The organism is Streptomyces sp. NPDC048269 (assembly GCF_040652395.1).
Taxonomy (GTDB): Bacteria; Actinomycetota; Actinomycetes; order Streptomycetales; family Streptomycetaceae; genus Streptomyces.
This window is the reverse complement of sequence record NZ_JBEZLW010000010.1, coordinates 1-16,526: the sequence shown is the minus strand read 5'-3', so window position 1 is coordinate 16,526 and position 16,526 is coordinate 1. Positions and strand designations below refer to the sequence as shown.

Below are 16,526 nucleotides of genomic sequence, written 5' to 3'. Positions count from 1 at the left end.
GCGATGAGCAGCCTCTTTGACGACAGTTTCCTGGCGGACCTCACCCCCTCCGACGAGGTCCCCCCGCCGCCCGAGGACCACGCCGCCCCGGAAGCGGGAGCGGACGATCTCTTCGGGGGCCGGTTCGACGTGCCCATGAGCGGGGACGCGTACTACCGGGACGGGGCCCCCAGGCCCGTCATCGACCCGGCGGCGCTCCTGGACGGGCTGAATGAGCAGCAGCGCGCGGCCGTGGTGCACGCGGGCTCGCCGCTGCTGATCGTGGCCGGCGCCGGCTCCGGCAAGACGCGGGTGCTGACCCACCGCATCGGGCACCTGCTGTCCGCGCGGAACGTCCACCCCGGCCAGATCCTGGCGATCACCTTCACCAACAAGGCCGCCGGAGAGATGAAGGAGCGCGTCGAGGGCCTGGTCGGCCCGCGCGCGAACGCCATGTGGGTCTCCACCTTCCACAGCGCGTGCGTCCGCATCCTGCGCCGCGAATCCAAGCGGCTCGGCTTCACCTCCTCGTTCTCGATCTACGACGCGGCCGACTCGAAGCGCCTGATGGCGCTCGTCTGCCGCGACCTGGACCTGGACCCGAAGAAGTTCCCGCCCAAGGCCTTCAACGCCAAGATCTCGAACCTGAAGAACGAACTGATCGACGAGGAAGCCTTCGCCGACCAGGCTGCGGACGGATTCGAGAAGACCCTGGCCCAGGCGTACGCGATGTACCAGGGGCGGCTGCGCGAGGCCAACGCGCTGGACTTCGACGACATCATCATGACCACCGTCCACCTGCTCCAGGCCTTCCCGGACGTCGCCGAGCACTACCGGCGCCGCTTCCGGCACGTCCTGGTGGACGAGTACCAGGACACCAACCACGCCCAGTACACGCTCGTGCGCGAACTGGTCGGCACCGGCTACCCGGACCTGTCGCCCGCCGAGCTGTGCGTGGTGGGTGACGCCGACCAGTCGATCTACGCCTTCCGCGGCGCGACCATCCGCAACATCCTCCAGTTCGAGGAGGACTACAAGGACGCGACGACGATCCTGCTGGAGCAGAACTACCGCTCCACGCAGACGATCCTCTCCGCCGCCAACGCGGTCATCGAGCGCAACGAGAACCGCCGCGCGAAGAACCTGTGGACCCAGGCCGGCAGCGGCGCCGTGATCACCGGCTACGTCGCGGACACCGAGCACGACGAGGCGCAGTTCATCGCCGACGAGATCGACCGTCTGACGGACGCCGGGGACGCCAAGGCCGGCGACGTCGCGATCTTCTACCGGACCAACGCGCAGTCCCGTGTCTTCGAGGAGATCTTCATCCGGGTCGGGCTGCCCTACAAGGTCGTCGGCGGCGTCCGCTTCTACGAGCGCAAAGAGGTCCGCGACGTCCTCGCGTACCTGCGCGTCCTCGCGAACCCCGAGGACAACGTCCCGCTCCGCCGCATCCTGAACGTGCCCAAGCGCGGCATCGGCGAGCGCGCCGAGGCGATGATCGACGCCCTCGCGATGCGCGAGAAGATCACCTTCCCGCAGGCGCTGCGGCGCGTGGACGAAGCCTTCGGCATGGCCGCGCGCTCCACCAACGCGGTGAAGCGGTTCAACGTGCTGATGGAGGAGCTCCGTACGATCGTCGACTCGGGCGCGGGCCCGGCGGTGGTGCTGGAGGCGGTGCTGGAGCGTACGGGCTACCTCGCCGAGCTCCAGGCGTCGACCGACCCGCAGGACGAGACGCGGATCGAGAACCTCCAGGAACTGGCGGCGGTGGCGCTGGAGTTCGAGCAGGCGCGCGAGGCGGCGACCACCGAGGCGGCCGAGACCGGCGCCCCGGCTCCCGGCCCCGGCACGCTCGCCGAGTTCCTGGAGCAGGTCGCGCTCGTCGCCGACTCCGACCAGATCCCGGACGAGGACACCGACGGCAGCGGCGTCATCACGCTCATGACCCTGCACACCGCCAAGGGCCTGGAGTTCCCCGTGGTCTTCCTGACCGGCATGGAGGACGGGGTCTTCCCGCACATGCGGTCGCTGGGCCAGACCAAGGAACTGGAGGAGGAGCGCCGCCTCGCGTACGTCGGCATCACGCGCGCCCGCGAGCGGCTGTACCTGACCCGGTCCTCGATGCGCAGTGCGTGGGGAACTCCCTCGTACAACCCGCCGTCGCGGTTCCTGGAGGAGATCCCGGCCGAATACCTGCAGTGGAAGCGGACGGGAGCGGCCCAGAAGCCGGCCGGACCGATGCGGTCGGGGTCGGGCTACGGCTCTTCGGGATCGGGCGGCGGCAAGGCCTCGTTCGGTACCTCGCCGGAGTCGTTCCTGTCCTCGTCGCGTACGAAGTCGGGCCCGTCCGGGTTCGCGACACGCCGGGCCGCCGACAAGCCGGTCATCGCCCTGGTGGTCGGGGACCGCGTCACGCACGACCAGTTCGGCCTCGGCACCGTCATGGAGGTCAAGGGAGCGGGCGCGGACGCGCAGGCCACCATCGACTTCGGGGACGACAAGCCGAAGCGGCTGCTGCTGCGTTACGCACCGGTGCAGAAGCTCTGACCCCGCTCAGGGGGTCGGGGCTCCGGAGCTCGGGGTCTTAGGTCGGGTCCAGGTCGTGGCTGCGGAGCCACGGCAGGGGGTCGATCGCGGACCCGCCGCCCGGCCGTACCTCGAAGTGGAGGTGCGGTCCGGTGGAGTTGCCGGAGTTGCCCGAGTAGGCGATGACGTCGCCCGCCTTGACCTTGCCGGACCGGATCTTGGTGCTGCTGAGGTGGCAGTACCAGGTCTCGGTGCCGTCGGGCGAGGTCACGATGGCCATGTTCCCGTAGGCGCTGTTCCACTGGGTGCGCACGGTGCCGTCGGTGGCGGCCATGACCGGGGTGCCGTACGAGACCGGGAAGTCGATGCCCGTGTGCACGGACATCCACATGCCGCCGGCCTGGCCGAAGCTGGCGCTGAGGCCGTTCTGCGCGACGGGGATCGCGAACTTGGGGCGCGCCGCCTCCTTGGCCGCGGCCTCCTCCGCCTTCTTCTTCTTCTCGTCCTCCTGGCGCTGACGCAGGTCGATTCGTTCCTGCGTGCGGCTCGCGCGGTCCGCGAAGTCGCCCGCGTCGGCGCTGAGCGCCGCCAGTTGGGTGTCGAGCTTGGTGTTCGCCGCGACGGGCTTGACGGACGCCGGGTCGGGCGCGGCCATCGTGGTGGTGTCCTCGGCGGGCTTCTCCGTGCCGGTGAGGCCGCCGACGGAGGCGGCCGCGACACCGGCGACGCCCATCACGCAGGCGGAGGGCACGGCCACGGTCAACAAGGCGGAACGCTTCGCCGGGGTGCGGCGACGGCTGTTGCCGGCCTTCGCGCCGCTCTTCGCGTTGCCCTTGGCGGCGGTCCGGCGCGCGGCGCGCGGCACGGAGGTCACGGGCACGGCCTGGGTGGGGAGGTCGTGCACCTCGTGCACCTCGTGCACCTCGTGCACCTCGTGCGCCTCGTGCGCCTCGTGTGTCCCGTGCACTTCGTGTGTCCCGTGGATGTCGTGCATCTCGGGCGCTTCGGGTGTCTCGGGTGCTTCGCCGGTGACGACCTCGAAGACCGCGGTCTCGTTGTAGGGCGCCTCGGGAGTCCCGGCCGCTTCGTACGTGTACTCCTGCGCGTTCCCCTGCTCCGGCTGCTGCGCGGGCTGCTGGTACTCGTAGCCGTACGCGTAGCCGGAGTCGGGCTGCGGCTGGGCCTGGGTCTGCGTCTCCGTGACGGTGTTCCAGGCGGTGGCGTCGTACGCCCCCGTCTCGGTACCGGTGAGGGTGCCGTAGCCCGGCATCGCCCAGTGGCCGGTCTGCTCGGCGGAGGTGTCGTAGCCGAAGGAGGCCTGCGGCTGCTGGTACTCGGTGTAGCCCGAGTAGTCCGCGCTCGGCGTGGTCGGCGTGCTCCAGGCGTTCGCGTCCCACTGCCCGGTGCCGTCCGCGGGGACGCCCTGGGCCGGGATCGTGGACAGGTAGGGGTCCTGCGAGGTCCACGCGGTGGTGTCGTACGCGCCGGTCTCATAAGAGCCGTATGCCGCGTAGTTGACCCCCTGGCCCTGCGTTTCGTAGGAAACGTAGGTCGAGTCACCAGCGAAAGTGGTGGTGGCAAGGCCGTCATACCCGGGATCCGGGTACTGGCCCGGCGAGGGGCGGTCGTTCACCAACTTCTCTTTCGCCTCGGCATTGGGGGCCTGGGTGGCCAGGGAACGCGGGGTTCCTTGGAGGAGAGCAGTGGCGTGACTGTACCCGGCGGTTACTCGCAACGACAATCTTCGGAGGGTTTCCATATCCCGGGAACCGGGCATTCGGCCGTCTTTCGGTCGCACAAAGACGCACCCTTGGCCTTGAGTTCGAAATTCGTTCGACTCTTCGTCGTGGCGCGTCTATGCGACGGACGTGGCCTCCGGGCCCTCCGCCAAGGCCAGGCCGGGCCCGTCGAGGGCGCGCCTTACCGCCGCGATCACGGTGGGATGCGCGGGCAGGGCGAGGTGCCCGATGCCGGTGACCAGGACGTTCTCCACGCGTAGATCCGGATGCTCGATGCGGGCCGTACCGACCGGGGTCATCAGCGAGTCGAACTCGCTCCAGAACGCCACACATCGGGTCGCGCAGCCGGGCGAGGGCGCGGCCAGCTCGGCCAGCACCTCGGAGTGGGGGCGCATCTGCCGCACCAGCGGGTGGGCGTCCATGAAGGGGGCGACCAGCGTGCCGGAGTGCGGGGTGCCGAGCGTGACGAGCGTCCGGACGCGGGCGTCGCCGCCGAGTCGCTGGACGTAGTACCGGGCGACCAGCCCGCCCAGGCTGTGGCCGACCAGGTCCACCCGCTCCTGCCCGGTGCGCTCGCACAGCTCCTCGACGCGCCGGGCCAGGTGCCGGGCGGTCACGCGCAGATCGCGGGTGAAGGGCGAGTAGTTGTACGCCTCCACGTGGCGCCGACCGCCCGCCCCGAGGGCGCGGCGCAGCAGGACGAAGACGGAGCGGTTGTCGGTGAACCCGTGGAGGAGGAGCGCGGGCGGGCGTGTCGCGGAAGAAGGTGTCGTCAGTGACCCGGCGCCGACCTTCTCCTGGCACACTCCGGTGGGATACAGGAGGAGGTGCCCGCCCAGCACGACCACCTCGAGCGCTCCGGCCCGCAGCGCGGCGCCGGATACGGGTATGGACACGGGTATGGACAGCCCCATCGACGGCCTCCCCTGAGCCTCCTGGGACTGCGGCGGTCGCGCCACCGTGCCGTGCGGCTGTCGGCGCGGTGGCGCAATGCCGTCCCACGTGTGATTTCCCCCTCCTGGTTGACCGTGAAACGGCGGCGTGCGCGATGCTGTACTTAACGTTCGTTCACTCGGGAGGCAGTGCGATGGGTGTGACCGGTCCGATCCGTGTGGTGGTGGCCAAGCCGGGTCTCGACGGCCACGACCGCGGCGCGAAGGTGATCGCGCGTGCGCTGCGTGACGCGGGCATGGAGGTCATCTACACCGGCCTCCACCAGACCCCCGAGCAGATCGTGGACACCGCCATCCAGGAGGACGCCGACGCCATCGGCCTCTCGATCCTCTCCGGCGCCCACAACACGCTCTTCGTGCGCGTGCTGGAGCTCCTCAAGGAGCGCGACGCGGAGGACATCAAGGTCTTCGGCGGCGGCATCATCCCGGAGGACGACATCGCCCCCCTGAAGGAAAAGGGCGTGGCGGAGATCTTCACCCCGGGCGCGACGACGACAGCCATCGTGGACTGGGTCCGCGGCAACGTCCGCCAGTAGCGAGGCCGGTACGGCCCCGTCGCCGGGGCGCTGCCTCGGGGTCCCCCGCACCTCAGACGCCGGCGAGGCTCGATGTGACGGACGCCGTCCGTCAGGCACGTGCAGGATTGCCCGCAACGCACGCCGGCCTCACCGGGGCACCGTCCAGCCTCGCGCGGCGAAACCCACTCGCGCGGGGACCATTCAGCCTCGCCGACGATCGAGGCGTGGGGTCTGGGGCGGAGCCCCAGGGTCTTTAGGCCGCGCCGATGCTTGATGCCCTGGGGGCCTGGGGCGTGCCCCGGCTCCATGAGCCCTGTCGGCGATTGAGGCGCGGGGTCCGGGGGCGGAGCGCCGGGTGGGGATCCGGGGCGGAGCCCCCGGGAAACGGAGAAGGGGCGGGGCGGGGACCAGCTCCGCGCAGCGGCAACCCGCACCCCCCGGCAGGGGTCAGGCCGGGGCCAGCTCCGACAGCATGGCTTCGCGCAGCCGAAGGGTGGCCACCAACCGCTGAAACGCCTCCGCCCAGTACGCGACGGCACCAGATCCGCCGTCCTCCGGCACCGCCGCCGCCGCGATCAGCACCTCCAGCCGCCCCGCCTCCGCAGGATCGAGGCAGCGCTCCGCCAGCCCCATCACCCCACTGAAGCTCCACGGATAGCTGCCCGCCTCCCGCGCGGAATCCAGCGCGTCCACCACGGCCCGCCCCAGCGCCCCCGCCCACGGCACCACGCACACCCCGAGCAGCTGGAACGCCTCCGAGAGCCCATGCGCCCGTATGAACTCCGCGACCCAGTCAGCCCGTTCCGCATCCGGCAGGGTCTCCAGCAACTTCGCCCGCTCCGCCAGCGACGCCGTCCCCGGTCCCGCAGCGGGCGGCGCGGACGCCGCGCCGAGCAGGGCCCGCGACCACCCCGCGTCACGCTGGCGCACCGCCGCCCGGCACCACGCCGCGTGCAGCTCCTCCCGCCACTCCTCGCCCCCGGCCACCGGCAGCGCCACGATCTCCGCCGGGCCGAGCCCGCCGAACCGCTCCCGCCAGCAGGACAGCGGGGCCGCCTCCACCAACTGGCCGAGCCACCAGGCCCGTTCCCCACGCCCGGCGGGCGGCCGCTTGACCACCCCGTCCCGCAGCATCCCCGCATCGCACTCGGCCGGCGGGGTCACCCCCTCCGGACCCACGCAGGCCAGGGCGCGCTCCGCCATCCGCCCGGCAAGCGCCGAACCCGGCAGCGCCGACAGCAGCTCGGCCGCCGTCGCGCGGACATTGCGGCTGCGGTCGCCCAGGGCCGCCTCCAGGAACGGCTCGTCCTGCGGCGACAGCCCCGCCCGCAGCGAGTCGAGGAACATCAGCCGGTCCTCGGCCCGCTCCGTGGCCCAGGTCGTCTCCAGCAGCCTCGGCGCGGCCGCCGCCTCGTGGGCCCGTACGGCACTCAGCAGTGCCACCCGCTCCGCGAACAGCCCCTCCTGCCACAGCCGTTCCACCCCGGCCGGGTCCGTCACGTCCGGCAGCTCCCCGGCCCCTCCGGCCCCGCCGCGCAGGGCGAACCGCCAGTCCGGATTCAGCCGTGCCAGCCACAGCCCCCGCGCCCCGGCCAGCGCCAGCGCCGGTGCCCGCAGATCCGTACGGGCCCGGGCCGCATCCAGCAGCGCCGGCACGAGCGCGGCCGGTGAGCGGTAGCCGTGCCGCCCGGCCGCGGCCAGCCACTGGGGCAGCAGCTCCGTCAGATCCGGGGCCGCACCGCGCCGCCCGGCACCGCCCGCGGCGGTCCGGTCGGCCAGCAGCTGCGCGAGCCGCTGCCGGGCCGCCGCGGGCGGTGCCGGGCGCGGGTCCCGCGGCGCGGGCTGCGGGCGCGGGCCCGCCTCGGCCGGCCGCAGCCCGGCCCGGCGCCGCACGGTGTGCACGGCCGCCGCGTCCAGCAGGGCCTCCGGCGAACCGGCCGGGCCCCCGCCCCGGCGCCGGTCGGTGCCCAGCAGCGCGGCGCCGACCAGCTCCTCCCAGTCCCAGTACCCCTCGTCGCCCTTGCCCATCGAACCCCTCCCTCTGCCCTCTGCGAGTAATGCGCTCCGGTCCCGCCCCCTCCGCGGGACCGGAGCTGTCGGTGTGCCGTCACATCCGCTTCGGCTCTAGCTGGCGTGGTTGTCGTTCATGGCAAAGCCCCCCGGCTTCTCGTCACTTCACGCCGACGCCCCCGCGCCGCCGTGTCCTGCCCGTCGCTTCCGCGACGGCATAAATCCCCCCAGGCCCCCAGCGTTTTCCCCTGTGTTGCCGCCCCTTGTTCAGGCGAGCGGCACCGGCTCGGGTGAGCCTGGCTGCCAGGCCGTCAGGGGGGTGAAGCCGCGGTGGCCGCACTCCCCGAACACCGTCACCGGGCCCCCGCCCGACAACGCGGCCAGCTGCCACAGAGCCGGGCGGGAACGGCTCCCGGCCCCGGTGAGGGCCACCGGCAGGGCGGAGGTGCCCTCCGTGTCCGCCAGCTGCCAGCCGAGCTCTCCCGGTATCGGGATCACCGGGCCCAGCACCACCGGCCAGGACTCCAGCCACGGGTCCTCCCGCAGCGCAGCCCCGTACGCCTCCAGGGCGGCCCCCGTGTCCACCCCCGCCGGAACCTCCGCGCACGGCACGGCCGCCGAGGACCTCTCCCCGAGATCCGCACGCAGCCCCGCCGACCCGGGCCGGAAGCGGACTTCCGCCTCCAGCACCAGCCCCACCGGCAGTGCCAGCCCCGGTGGCCGCCCGGGCGGCCCGAAGTCCAGCACCAGGGCCGGCCGCCCGCTCCCCAGCCCGCGCAGCCACATCCGGCGGGTGGTGAGCCGGCCGTCCGGCGACACCGAGTCGTACTGGGCCAGCACGAGCCAGCGGTCCCGTACGGCCTCCCCCTCCCCGGAGGCCGGCAGTCCCACCCGGCTGCGCACGGTTGCCGCCAGCTGTTCCGGCAACGCGGCCACCCCCAGCCAGGCCCGGTCCAGCAGGTGCACCAGCGCCGCCTCCTCAAGCATCCGGGCGGGCCAGCCGGGGCCGCAACTGGGTATCGTCCCCAACTCCCGTACGCGTCCCGCCAGTCCGGGCGCCTGCGCGTCGACCATCCGGGCTGCCGTCTCCTCCCACCCCGCGTAGCCCGACTGTTCCTGCCCGGCGAGACCGCCGCGCAGCAGATCGGTCAGCCGCTGTTCCAGCTCGGCGACGCCCGCCCCGATCCGTGCCGCCCGTCGCCCGGCCCGCCGCCGGGCACCCTCCTCATCCGCCGGCCTGCCCGCCGAGGCGGCCGGGCGCGCGGCCTTCGCCGCCCGGTCGGCCAGCCACTCCGCGGCCCAGTCCGGCGCCTCGCCCGGCTCGCCCACCCCCTCCGCCGACCAGAGCAGGAGCAGGCCCAGCGCGTGCTTGCACGGGAACTTACGACTCGGGCAGGAGCACTTGTACGCCGGCCCCGCCAGATCCACGACCGTCCGGTACGGCGTACTGCCGCTGCCCTTGCACAACCCCCACAGCGAACCGGAAGCGGAACCTCCGATCTGCGACCACGGACCCGCCCCGCCGAGTCTGCCGCCCGCCTTGCGTGAGGCATCGTCAGGAGCCAGAGCCAGTACCTGTTCCGCCGTCCAGCGGACCCCCTGCTCAGTCATGTGAACCACCGTACGGACCCCCACTGACAATTGCTCTGACCTGCAACAACGCCTCGAACAGGGCTCGTTGTCAGTGGGGTGGTGCACCGTGGATGCAGCAGTCGGGAGCGGCTGCCGAGCATTGGAGGGGGACCATGACCACGCCCGAGGACACCCGGCGCGCCGAGGCGCTGCGCCCGCACGCCGAAGATGCCTTCGCACACGAACTGAAAGCCCTCGCAGCCGCCGACGACCGGCCCCGCCCGGCCCGCTGGAAGCTCTCCCCCTGGGCCGTGGCCACGTACCTGCAAGGCGGCACGCTCGCCGACGGCACGGTCATCACGCCCAAATACGTCGGGCCGCGCCGCATCGTCGAAGTGGCCGTCACCACCCTGGCCACCGACCGCGCCCTGCTCCTCCTCGGCGTCCCCGGCACCGCCAAGACCTGGGTCTCCGAACACCTCGCCGCCGCCGTCAGCGCAGACTCCACCCTCCTCGTCCAGGGCACGGCCGGAACCCCCGAGGAGGCCATCCGCTACGGATGGAACTACGCCCGCCTCCTCGCCCACGGCCCCAGCCGCGAGGCCCTCGTCCCCAGCCCCGTCATGCGGGCCATGGCCGAGGGCATGACCGCCCGCGTCGAGGAACTCACCCGCATCCCCGCCGACGTCCAGGACACCCTCATCACCGTCCTGTCCGAGAAGACCCTCCCGATACCGGAACTCGGCGAAGAGGTGCAGGCCGTGCGCGGCTTCAACCTCATCGCCACCGCCAACGACCGAGACCGCGGGGTCAACGAGCTCTCCAGCGCGCTGCGCCGGCGCTTCAACACCGTCGTCCTGCCGCTGCCCGCCACCGCCGACGCCGAGGTCGACATCGTCGCCCGCCGCGTCGACCAGATGGGACGCTCCCTCGACCTGCCGGCCGCGCCCGAAGGCCTGGAAGAGATCCGCCGCGTCGTCACCGTCTTCCGCGAGCTGCGCGACGGAGTCACCGACGACGGCCGGACGAAGGTGAAGTCGCCCAGCGGCACCCTGTCCACGGCCGAGGCCATCTCCGTCGTCACCGGCGGCCTGGCCCTGGCCGCCCACTTCGGGGACGGCGTGCTGCGCCCCTCCGACGTGGCCGCCGGGATCCTCGGCGCCGTCGTCCGGGACCCGGCCGCCGACAAGGTCGTCTGGCAGGAGTACCTGGAGGCCGTGGTCCGCGAGCGGGACGGCTGGAAGGACTTCTACCGCGCCTGCCGGGAGGTGACGGAATGAGCCCGCTGCTGCTGGGCGTGCGGCACCACGGACCCGGCTCGGCCCGCGCCGTGCGGGCCGCACTCGACGCGGCCGGGCCACCCGCCGTGCTCATCGAGGGGCCGCCCGAGGGGGACGCGCTGCTCGGCCTCGCCGCCGACCCCGGGATGCGGCCGCCCGTGGCACTGCTCGCGCACGCCGCGGACGACCCGGGCCGGGCCGCGTTCTGGCCGCTCGCCGAGTTCTCCCCGGAGTGGGTCGCGATCCGCTGGGCGCAGGAGGCCGGCGTACCGGTGCGGTTCATGGACCTCCCCGCCGCGCACTCGCTGGCCGCCCGTGAGGAGGACGAGGAGCCGGACGCCGCCAGGCCGGATCCCTTGGGGGTGCTGGCCGAGACCGCCGGGTACGACGACCCCGAGCGCTGGTGGGAGGACGTGGTCGAGCACCGGGGGTCCGGGGCCGTCCGGGATCCGCTGGCCGCGTTCGAGGCGCTCGGGGAGGCCATGGTCGCCCTGCGCGAGGCGTACGGGGACGGCGGCCACGGGCGCGACCTCGTGCGCGAGGCGTACATGCGGCAGCGGATGCGGGCCGCCCGCCGGGAGTTCGGCGACGCGTACGCCGTGGTGTGCGGGGCCTGGCACGTCCCGGCGCTGCGCGCGAAGACCACCGCGGCCGCCGACAAGGCGCTCCTCACCGGCCTGCCCAAGGTGAAGGTGGAGACCACCTGGGTGCCCTGGACCCACCGCAGGCTGGCCCGGGCCGGCGGGTACGGAGCGGGCATCGCCTCGCCCGGCTGGTACGCGCACCTCTTCGCCGCCCGGGACCGGCCCGTGGAACGGTGGCTGACCAAGGTCGCGGGGCTGCTGCGGGAGGAGGACCGGCAGGTGTCCTCCGCCCACGTCATCGAGGCGGTCCGGCTGGCGCAGACCCTGGCCGCGATGCGGGGGCGGCCGTTGCCGGGGCTGACCGAGACACTGGAAGCGGTCCGGGCGGTGATGTGCGACGGCTCCGGCATACCGCTCGCGCTGATCGAGGACCGCCTCGTCGTCGGGGACGTGCTCGGCGAGGTCCCGGACACGGCGCCCGTCGTACCTCTGCAGCGCGACCTGACGCGGCGCCAGCGCTCCCTGCGGCTCAGACCCGAGGCGCAGGACCGCGAGCTGGAGCTCGACCTGCGCAAGGACACCGACGCGGCGAAGTCCCTGCTGCTGCACCGGCTGCGGCTGCTCGGCATCGACTGGGGCATACCCGCCGCCTCCCGGGGCGCGACCGGCACCTTCAGGGAGACCTGGCGGCTCTGCTGGCAGCCAGAGCTGTCGGTGCGGGTGGCCGAGGCCGGGATCTGGGGAACCACCGTCCCGGCGGCGGCCACCGCCAAGGCCGAGGCCGATGCGGCCGCGGCCGAGGAGCTGGGCGAGGTCACGGCACTGGCCGAGCGGTGCCTGCTGGCCGGACTGTCCGAGGCCCTGCCCGCCGTGCTGCGGGCCCTCGCCGACCGGGCGGCGCTGGACACCGATGTGGCGCGCCTGGCCAAGGCCCTGCCCGCGCTGGCCCGTTCGCTGCGGTACGGGGACGTCCGGGGCACCGACGCGGCGGCCCTCGGCACGGTCGCGGCCGGGCTCGCGGAACGGATATGCGTGGCGCTGCCGCCTGCCTGCACGGCCGGGCTGGACGCCGACGCGGCGGCGGAGCTGCGGGGCCATGTGGACGGGGTGCACGGCGCGGTCGGGCTGCTGGCGGACGCGGACGAGGGACTGCGCGAGCGCTGGTCCGCGGTGCTGCGCACGCTGGCCGGCCGGGAGACCGTACCGGGCCTGATCCGCGGCCGCGCGGCCCGGCTGCTGCTCGACGACGGACGGCTCCCGGCCGGGGAGACGGCCCGGCTGATGGGGCTCGCCCTGTCCCCGGCGGCGGCTCCGGCCGACGCGGCGGGCTGGATCGAGGGCTTCGCCGGCGGGAGTTCGGGCGGGGGCACGCTGCTGGTCCACGACGACCAGTTGCTGGGTCTGATCGACACCTGGCTGACGGGGGTGCCGGAGCGTGCGTTCACCGACGTACTGCCGCTGCTGCGGCGGACGTTCGGGGCGTACGAGCCGGGGGTCAAGCGGACCCTGGGCGAGCTGGTCCGTCGCGGTCCCGGCGGTGTCGGCGGCGCGGTGGGGGTGGGCTCGGCCCCCGCGGGCTTCGGCCCGGACCTGGATCCGGTCCGGGCCGACGCGGTGGTGGACCTGGTCCGGATGCTCCTCGCCGGGGTGCCTGCCGACGGGGTGGCGGTGGCCTGAGGGTGCGGCGCCGTTGCCGGGGGGCGCTGCCCCCGGACCCCCGCGCCTCGAACGTTGGCGGGGGTGGGTTGAGCCCGTGGGGCTGGGTTGAGCCCGGTGGGGCTGGGACGGCACGGCGGGGCTGGACGAGGGACGACACGACGAGTGGAGGGGGACAGGGAGATGAGCGTTACGGACATGACCGTGGGAGCCGAGGGGGGCGAGCGGCTGCGGCGGTGGCGGATGGTGCTCGGTGGGGGTGAGGGTGACGGGACCGGGTGTGCCCTCGGCGGGCGGGACGCGGCCATGGATGCCGCGCTCGGTGCGCTGTACGACGGAGACGGGCAGGGCCGGGCGGGGGCCTCCCGCAAGGCGTCTGGGGCGCGGTCGGCCGGGCTCGGCGGGTCCGCGCCGCACGTGGCCCGCTGGCTCGGGGACATCCGTACGTACTTCCCCAGCCCGGTGGTCCAGGTCATGCAGCGCGACGCGATCGAGCGGCTCGGCCTGTCCGCCCTGCTGCTGGAACCGGAGATGCTGGAGGCCGTCGAGCCCGACGTGCACCTGGTCGGCACCTTGCTCTCCCTGAACAAGGCGATGCCCGACACGACGAAGGAGACGGCCCGCGCCGTGGTCCGCAAGGTCGTCGAGCAGCTGGAGAAGAAGCTCGCGGCGCGGACGCGGGCGACGCTCACCGGCGCCCTCGACCGCTCCGCCCGGACCAGTCGCCCCCGCCACCACGACATCGACTGGAACCGCACGATCCGGGCCAACCTCAAGAACTACCTGCCCGAGTACCGCACCGTCGTCCCCGAAAGGCTGATCGGGTACGGCCGGGCGGCCCAGTCGGTGAAGAAGGAGGTGATCCTCTGCATCGACCAGTCGGGTTCGATGGCCGCGTCCGTCGTCTACGCCTCCGTGTTCGGGGCGGTGCTGGCCTCGATGCGCTCGATCACGACCCGGCTCGTCGTCTTCGACACCGCCGTCGTGGACCTCACCGACCAGCTCGACGATCCGGTCGACGTCCTGTTCGGCACCCAGCTCGGCGGCGGCACCGACATCAACTGCGCCCTCGCCTACTGCCAGTCGAAGGTCACCCGTCCCGCCGACACCGTCGTCGTCCTGATCAGTGATCTCTACGAGGGCGGCATACGCAACGAAATGCAGGGACGGGTCGCCGCGATGAAGGCGGCGGGCGTCGAGTTCGTCACCCTTCTGGCCCTGTCCGACGAGGGCGCCCCGGCCTATGACCGCGAGCACGCCGCCGCCCTCGCGGCGCTGGGTGCGCCCGCCTTCGCCTGCACCCCCGACCTGTTCCCGGAGGTGATGGCCGCGGCCCTGGAGAAGCGGCCCCTGCCGGTGCCATGACCGGCCGCGCGTGGATCACGGGGGAATCGGCAGATCACACGAAGTTCCAGCTCAACCGTGAGGGGATCTGTGACAGGTATCACCGCTCAGGTGTGATCTGCGATTTAGGGACCTACGTCCCACGGGGATAACCTGCGGGACGGACATGCCGCGTCCACGGTCACCGTGTGCGCCTTCCTTGTGACAGCGCCGTCACGTTGCCCTCCGCGGCACGCCCACGCAGATAGCAGACAACCGCGAATCACTGCGAATCTTTAAAAAAGACAAGGGACGGACGCGCGTGGACCTGTTCGAGTACCAGGCGAGGGACCTCTTCGCCAAGCACGGTGTACCGGTGCTGGCCGGTGAAGTCATCGACACGCCTGAGGCGGCTCGCGAGGCCACCGAGCGGCTGGGCGGCAAGTCGGTCGTCAAGGCGCAGGTGAAGGTCGGCGGCCGCGGCAAGGCCGGCGGCGTGAAGCTGGCGGCCACCCCGGACGAGGCCGTCGCCCGGGCGACGGACATCCTCGGCATGGACATCAAGGGCCACACGGTCCACAAGGTGATGATCGCCGAGACGGCCCCCGAGATCCTCGAGGAGTACTACGTCTCGTACCTCCTCGACCGCACCAACCGCACCTTCCTGGCCATGGCCTCGGTCGCGGGCGGCATGGACATCGAGCAGGTCGCGGAGGAGACCCCCGAGAAGCTCGCCAAGGTCCCGGTGAACGCCAACGAGGGCGTGACCATCGAGAAGGCCCGCGAGATCGTCGCCCTGGCGCAGTTCCCGGCCGAGGTCGCCGAGAAGGTGGCCGAGGTCCTCGTGACCCTGTGGGCGACCTTCATCGCCGAGGACGCGCTCCTCGTCGAGGTCAACCCGCTCGCGAAGGTCGCCTCCGGCGACGTCATCGCGCTCGACGGCAAGGTCTCGCTCGACGAGAACGCCGAGTTCCGCCAGCCGGGCCACGAGGAGTTCGTGGACCACGCGGCCGCGAACCCGCTCGAGGCCGCCGCCAAGGCGAAGAACCTCAACTACGTCAAGCTCGACGGTGAGGTCGGCATCATCGGCAACGGCGCGGGTCTCGTCATGAGCACCCTCGACGTCGTCGCCTACGCCGGCGAGAACCACGGCGGCGTCAAGCCCGCCAACTTCCTGGACATCGGCGGTGGCGCCTCCGCCGCTGTCATGGCCAACGGTCTCGAGATCATCCTCGGCGACCCGGACGTCAAGTCCGTCTTCGTCAACGTCTTCGGTGGCATCACCGCGTGCGACGAGGTCGCCAACGGCATCGTCCAGGCGCTGGCCCTGCTGGAGGAGAAGGGCGAGGCGGTCACCAAGCCGCTCGTCGTCCGTCTCGACGGCAACAACGCCGAGCTGGGTCGCAAGATCCTCTCGGACGCCAACCACCCGCTGGTCCAGCGCGTGGACACCATGGACGGCGCGGCCGACAAGGCCGCCGAGCTCGCGGCTGCGAAGTAAGGGCAGAGGTCACAGACTCACATGGCTATCTTCCTCAACAAGGACAGCAAGGTCATCGTCCAGGGCATGACCGGTGCCACGGGCATGAAGCACACCAAGCTGATGCTGGCTGACGGCACCAACATCGTCGGCGGCGTGAACCCGCGCAAGGCCGGCACCACCGTCGACTTCGACGGCACCGAGGTCCCGGTCTTCGGCTCCGTCGCCGAGGCGATGGAGAAGACGGGCGCCAACGTCTCCGTCCTCTTCGTCCCGCCGGCCTTCGCCAAGGCCGCCGTCGTCGAGGCCATCGACGCCGAGATCCCGCTGGCCGTCGTCATCACCGAGGGCATCGCGGTGCACGACTCCGCCGCCTTCTGGTCGTACGCGACCTCCAAGGGCAACAAGACGCGGATCATCGGCCCGAACTGCCCGGGTCTGATCACCCCCGGCCAGTCCAACGCCGGCATCATCCCGGGCGACATCACCAAGCCCGGCCGCATCGGTCTCGTGTCCAAGTCCGGCACGCTGACCTACCAGATGATGTACGAGCTCCGTGACCTCGGCTTCTCCTCGGCCGTCGGCATCGGTGGCGACCCGGTCATCGGCACCACGCACATCGACGCCCTGGAGGCGTTCGAGGCGGACCCCGACACCGACCTGATCGTCATGATCGGCGAGATCGGCGGCGACGCCGAGGAGCGTGCGGCGGACTTCATCGCGAAGAACGTCAAGAAGCCGGTCGTCGGCTACGTCGCGGGCTTCACCGCCCCCGAGGGCAAGACCATGGGCCACGCGGGTGCCATCGCGCACGCAGCCTGACGTACGGGGAGGCGAGCGGGACCGTGACCATGGCGAGCTCGCACTACTTCGGCGGGCTCGCGGAGCGGCGGCCCGCGACGC

10 protein-coding genes and 2 pseudogenes are annotated in these 16,526 nt (G+C 72.5%); 8 read left to right on the top strand and 4 right to left on the bottom strand.

Annotated features, from left to right (window positions below):
- Positions 1 to 3 precede the first annotated feature (3 nt).
- On the top strand, positions 4 to 2,529 hold the full coding sequence (pcrA, locus tag AB0D48_RS13770; protein ID WP_362395007.1) for a DNA helicase PcrA: 2,526 nt from the start codon (positions 4 to 6) through the stop codon (positions 2,527 to 2,529).
- 37 nt (positions 2,530 to 2,566) lie between these two features.
- Here the strand turns inward: pcrA and AB0D48_RS13765 are convergent, their stop codons facing one another.
- Both AB0D48_RS13765 and AB0D48_RS13760 read right to left on the bottom strand, forming a co-directional pair.
- The gene (locus AB0D48_RS13765; protein ID WP_362395004.1) at positions 2,567 to 4,285 is read right to left on the bottom strand and encodes a peptidoglycan DD-metalloendopeptidase family protein; all 1,719 of its coding nucleotides are present in this window, start codon (positions 4,283 to 4,285) and stop codon (positions 2,567 to 2,569) included.
- A 78-nt stretch (positions 4,286 to 4,363) separates the two neighbouring features.
- Positions 4,364 to 5,161 carry an alpha/beta fold hydrolase gene (locus AB0D48_RS13760; RefSeq protein WP_362395001.1) on the bottom strand — a complete coding sequence of 266 codons (798 nt, stop codon included), beginning with the start codon at positions 5,159 to 5,161 and terminating at the stop codon, positions 4,364 to 4,366.
- 173 nt (positions 5,162 to 5,334) lie between these two features.
- On the opposite strand from AB0D48_RS13760, the gene AB0D48_RS13755 reads away from it, so the two are divergent.
- Complete coding sequence (locus tag AB0D48_RS13755; RefSeq protein ID WP_362394998.1) at positions 5,335 to 5,736, top strand: cobalamin B12-binding domain-containing protein; 402 nt, start codon at positions 5,335 to 5,337, stop codon at positions 5,734 to 5,736.
- 429 nt (positions 5,737 to 6,165) lie between these two features.
- Here the strand turns inward: AB0D48_RS13755 and AB0D48_RS13750 are convergent, their stop codons facing one another.
- The gene (locus tag AB0D48_RS13750) at positions 6,166 to 7,746 is read right to left on the bottom strand and encodes a DUF5691 domain-containing protein (RefSeq protein ID WP_362394995.1); all 1,581 of its coding nucleotides are present in this window, start codon (positions 7,744 to 7,746) and stop codon (positions 6,166 to 6,168) included.
- A 249-nt stretch (positions 7,747 to 7,995) separates the two neighbouring features.
- Positions 7,996 to 9,339, bottom strand: a complete 1,344-nt coding sequence (locus AB0D48_RS13745; protein WP_362394992.1) for an SWIM zinc finger family protein — start codon at positions 9,337 to 9,339, stop codon at positions 7,996 to 7,998.
- Between the two features lie 134 nt (positions 9,340 to 9,473).
- Between AB0D48_RS13745 and AB0D48_RS13740 the strand changes: the two genes are divergently transcribed.
- The 6 genes and pseudogenes from AB0D48_RS13740 to AB0D48_RS13715 all read left to right on the top strand — a co-directional run.
- Positions 9,474 to 10,580 carry an AAA family ATPase gene (locus AB0D48_RS13740; protein WP_362394989.1) on the top strand — a complete coding sequence of 369 codons (1,107 nt, stop codon included), beginning with the start codon at positions 9,474 to 9,476 and terminating at the stop codon, positions 10,578 to 10,580.
- Entirely contained in the window at positions 10,577 to 12,841 is a 2,265-nt protein-coding gene (locus AB0D48_RS13735) for a DUF5682 family protein (RefSeq protein ID WP_362394987.1), read from the top strand. Before AB0D48_RS13740 ends, AB0D48_RS13735 begins: the two co-directional genes overlap by 4 nt.
- Before the next feature lie 162 nt (positions 12,842 to 13,003).
- The gene (locus tag AB0D48_RS13730; protein WP_362394984.1) at positions 13,004 to 14,185 is read left to right on the top strand and encodes a VWA domain-containing protein; all 1,182 of its coding nucleotides are present in this window, start codon (positions 13,004 to 13,006) and stop codon (positions 14,183 to 14,185) included.
- Positions 14,186 to 14,465: 280 nt separating this feature from the next.
- On the top strand, positions 14,466 to 15,644 hold the full coding sequence (gene sucC / locus AB0D48_RS13725) for an ADP-forming succinate--CoA ligase subunit beta (protein ID WP_030290619.1): 1,179 nt from the start codon (positions 14,466 to 14,468) through the stop codon (positions 15,642 to 15,644).
- Positions 15,645 to 15,665: 21 nt separating this feature from the next.
- Positions 15,666 to 16,430, top strand: a pseudogene (gene sucD / locus AB0D48_RS13720) (succinate--CoA ligase subunit alpha); the annotation flags it as partial.
- 2 nt (positions 16,431 to 16,432) lie between these two features.
- Positions 16,433 to 16,526, top strand: a pseudogene (locus tag AB0D48_RS13715) (DUF3000 domain-containing protein); the annotation flags it as partial.

Bases quoted from the DNA above. Each gene is read 5' to 3' on its own strand.
- pcrA (WP_362395007.1), top strand. From the start codon at position 4: ATGAGCAGCCTCTTTGACGACAGTTTCCTGGCGGACCTCACCCCCTCC.
- AB0D48_RS13765 (WP_362395004.1), bottom strand. From the start codon at position 4,285: ATGCCCGGTTCCCGGGATATGGAAACCCTCCGAAGATTGTCGTTGCGA.
- AB0D48_RS13760 (WP_362395001.1), bottom strand. From the start codon at position 5,161: ATGGGGCTGTCCATACCCGTGTCCATACCCGTATCCGGCGCCGCGCTG.
- AB0D48_RS13755 (WP_362394998.1), top strand. From the start codon at position 5,335: ATGGGTGTGACCGGTCCGATCCGTGTGGTGGTGGCCAAGCCGGGTCTC.
- AB0D48_RS13750 (WP_362394995.1), bottom strand. From the start codon at position 7,746: ATGGGCAAGGGCGACGAGGGGTACTGGGACTGGGAGGAGCTGGTCGGC.
- AB0D48_RS13745 (WP_362394992.1), bottom strand. From the start codon at position 9,339: ATGACTGAGCAGGGGGTCCGCTGGACGGCGGAACAGGTACTGGCTCTG.
- AB0D48_RS13740 (WP_362394989.1), top strand. From the start codon at position 9,474: ATGACCACGCCCGAGGACACCCGGCGCGCCGAGGCGCTGCGCCCGCAC.
- AB0D48_RS13735 (WP_362394987.1), top strand. From the start codon at position 10,577: ATGAGCCCGCTGCTGCTGGGCGTGCGGCACCACGGACCCGGCTCGGCC.
- AB0D48_RS13730 (WP_362394984.1), top strand. From the start codon at position 13,004: ATGAGCGTTACGGACATGACCGTGGGAGCCGAGGGGGGCGAGCGGCTG.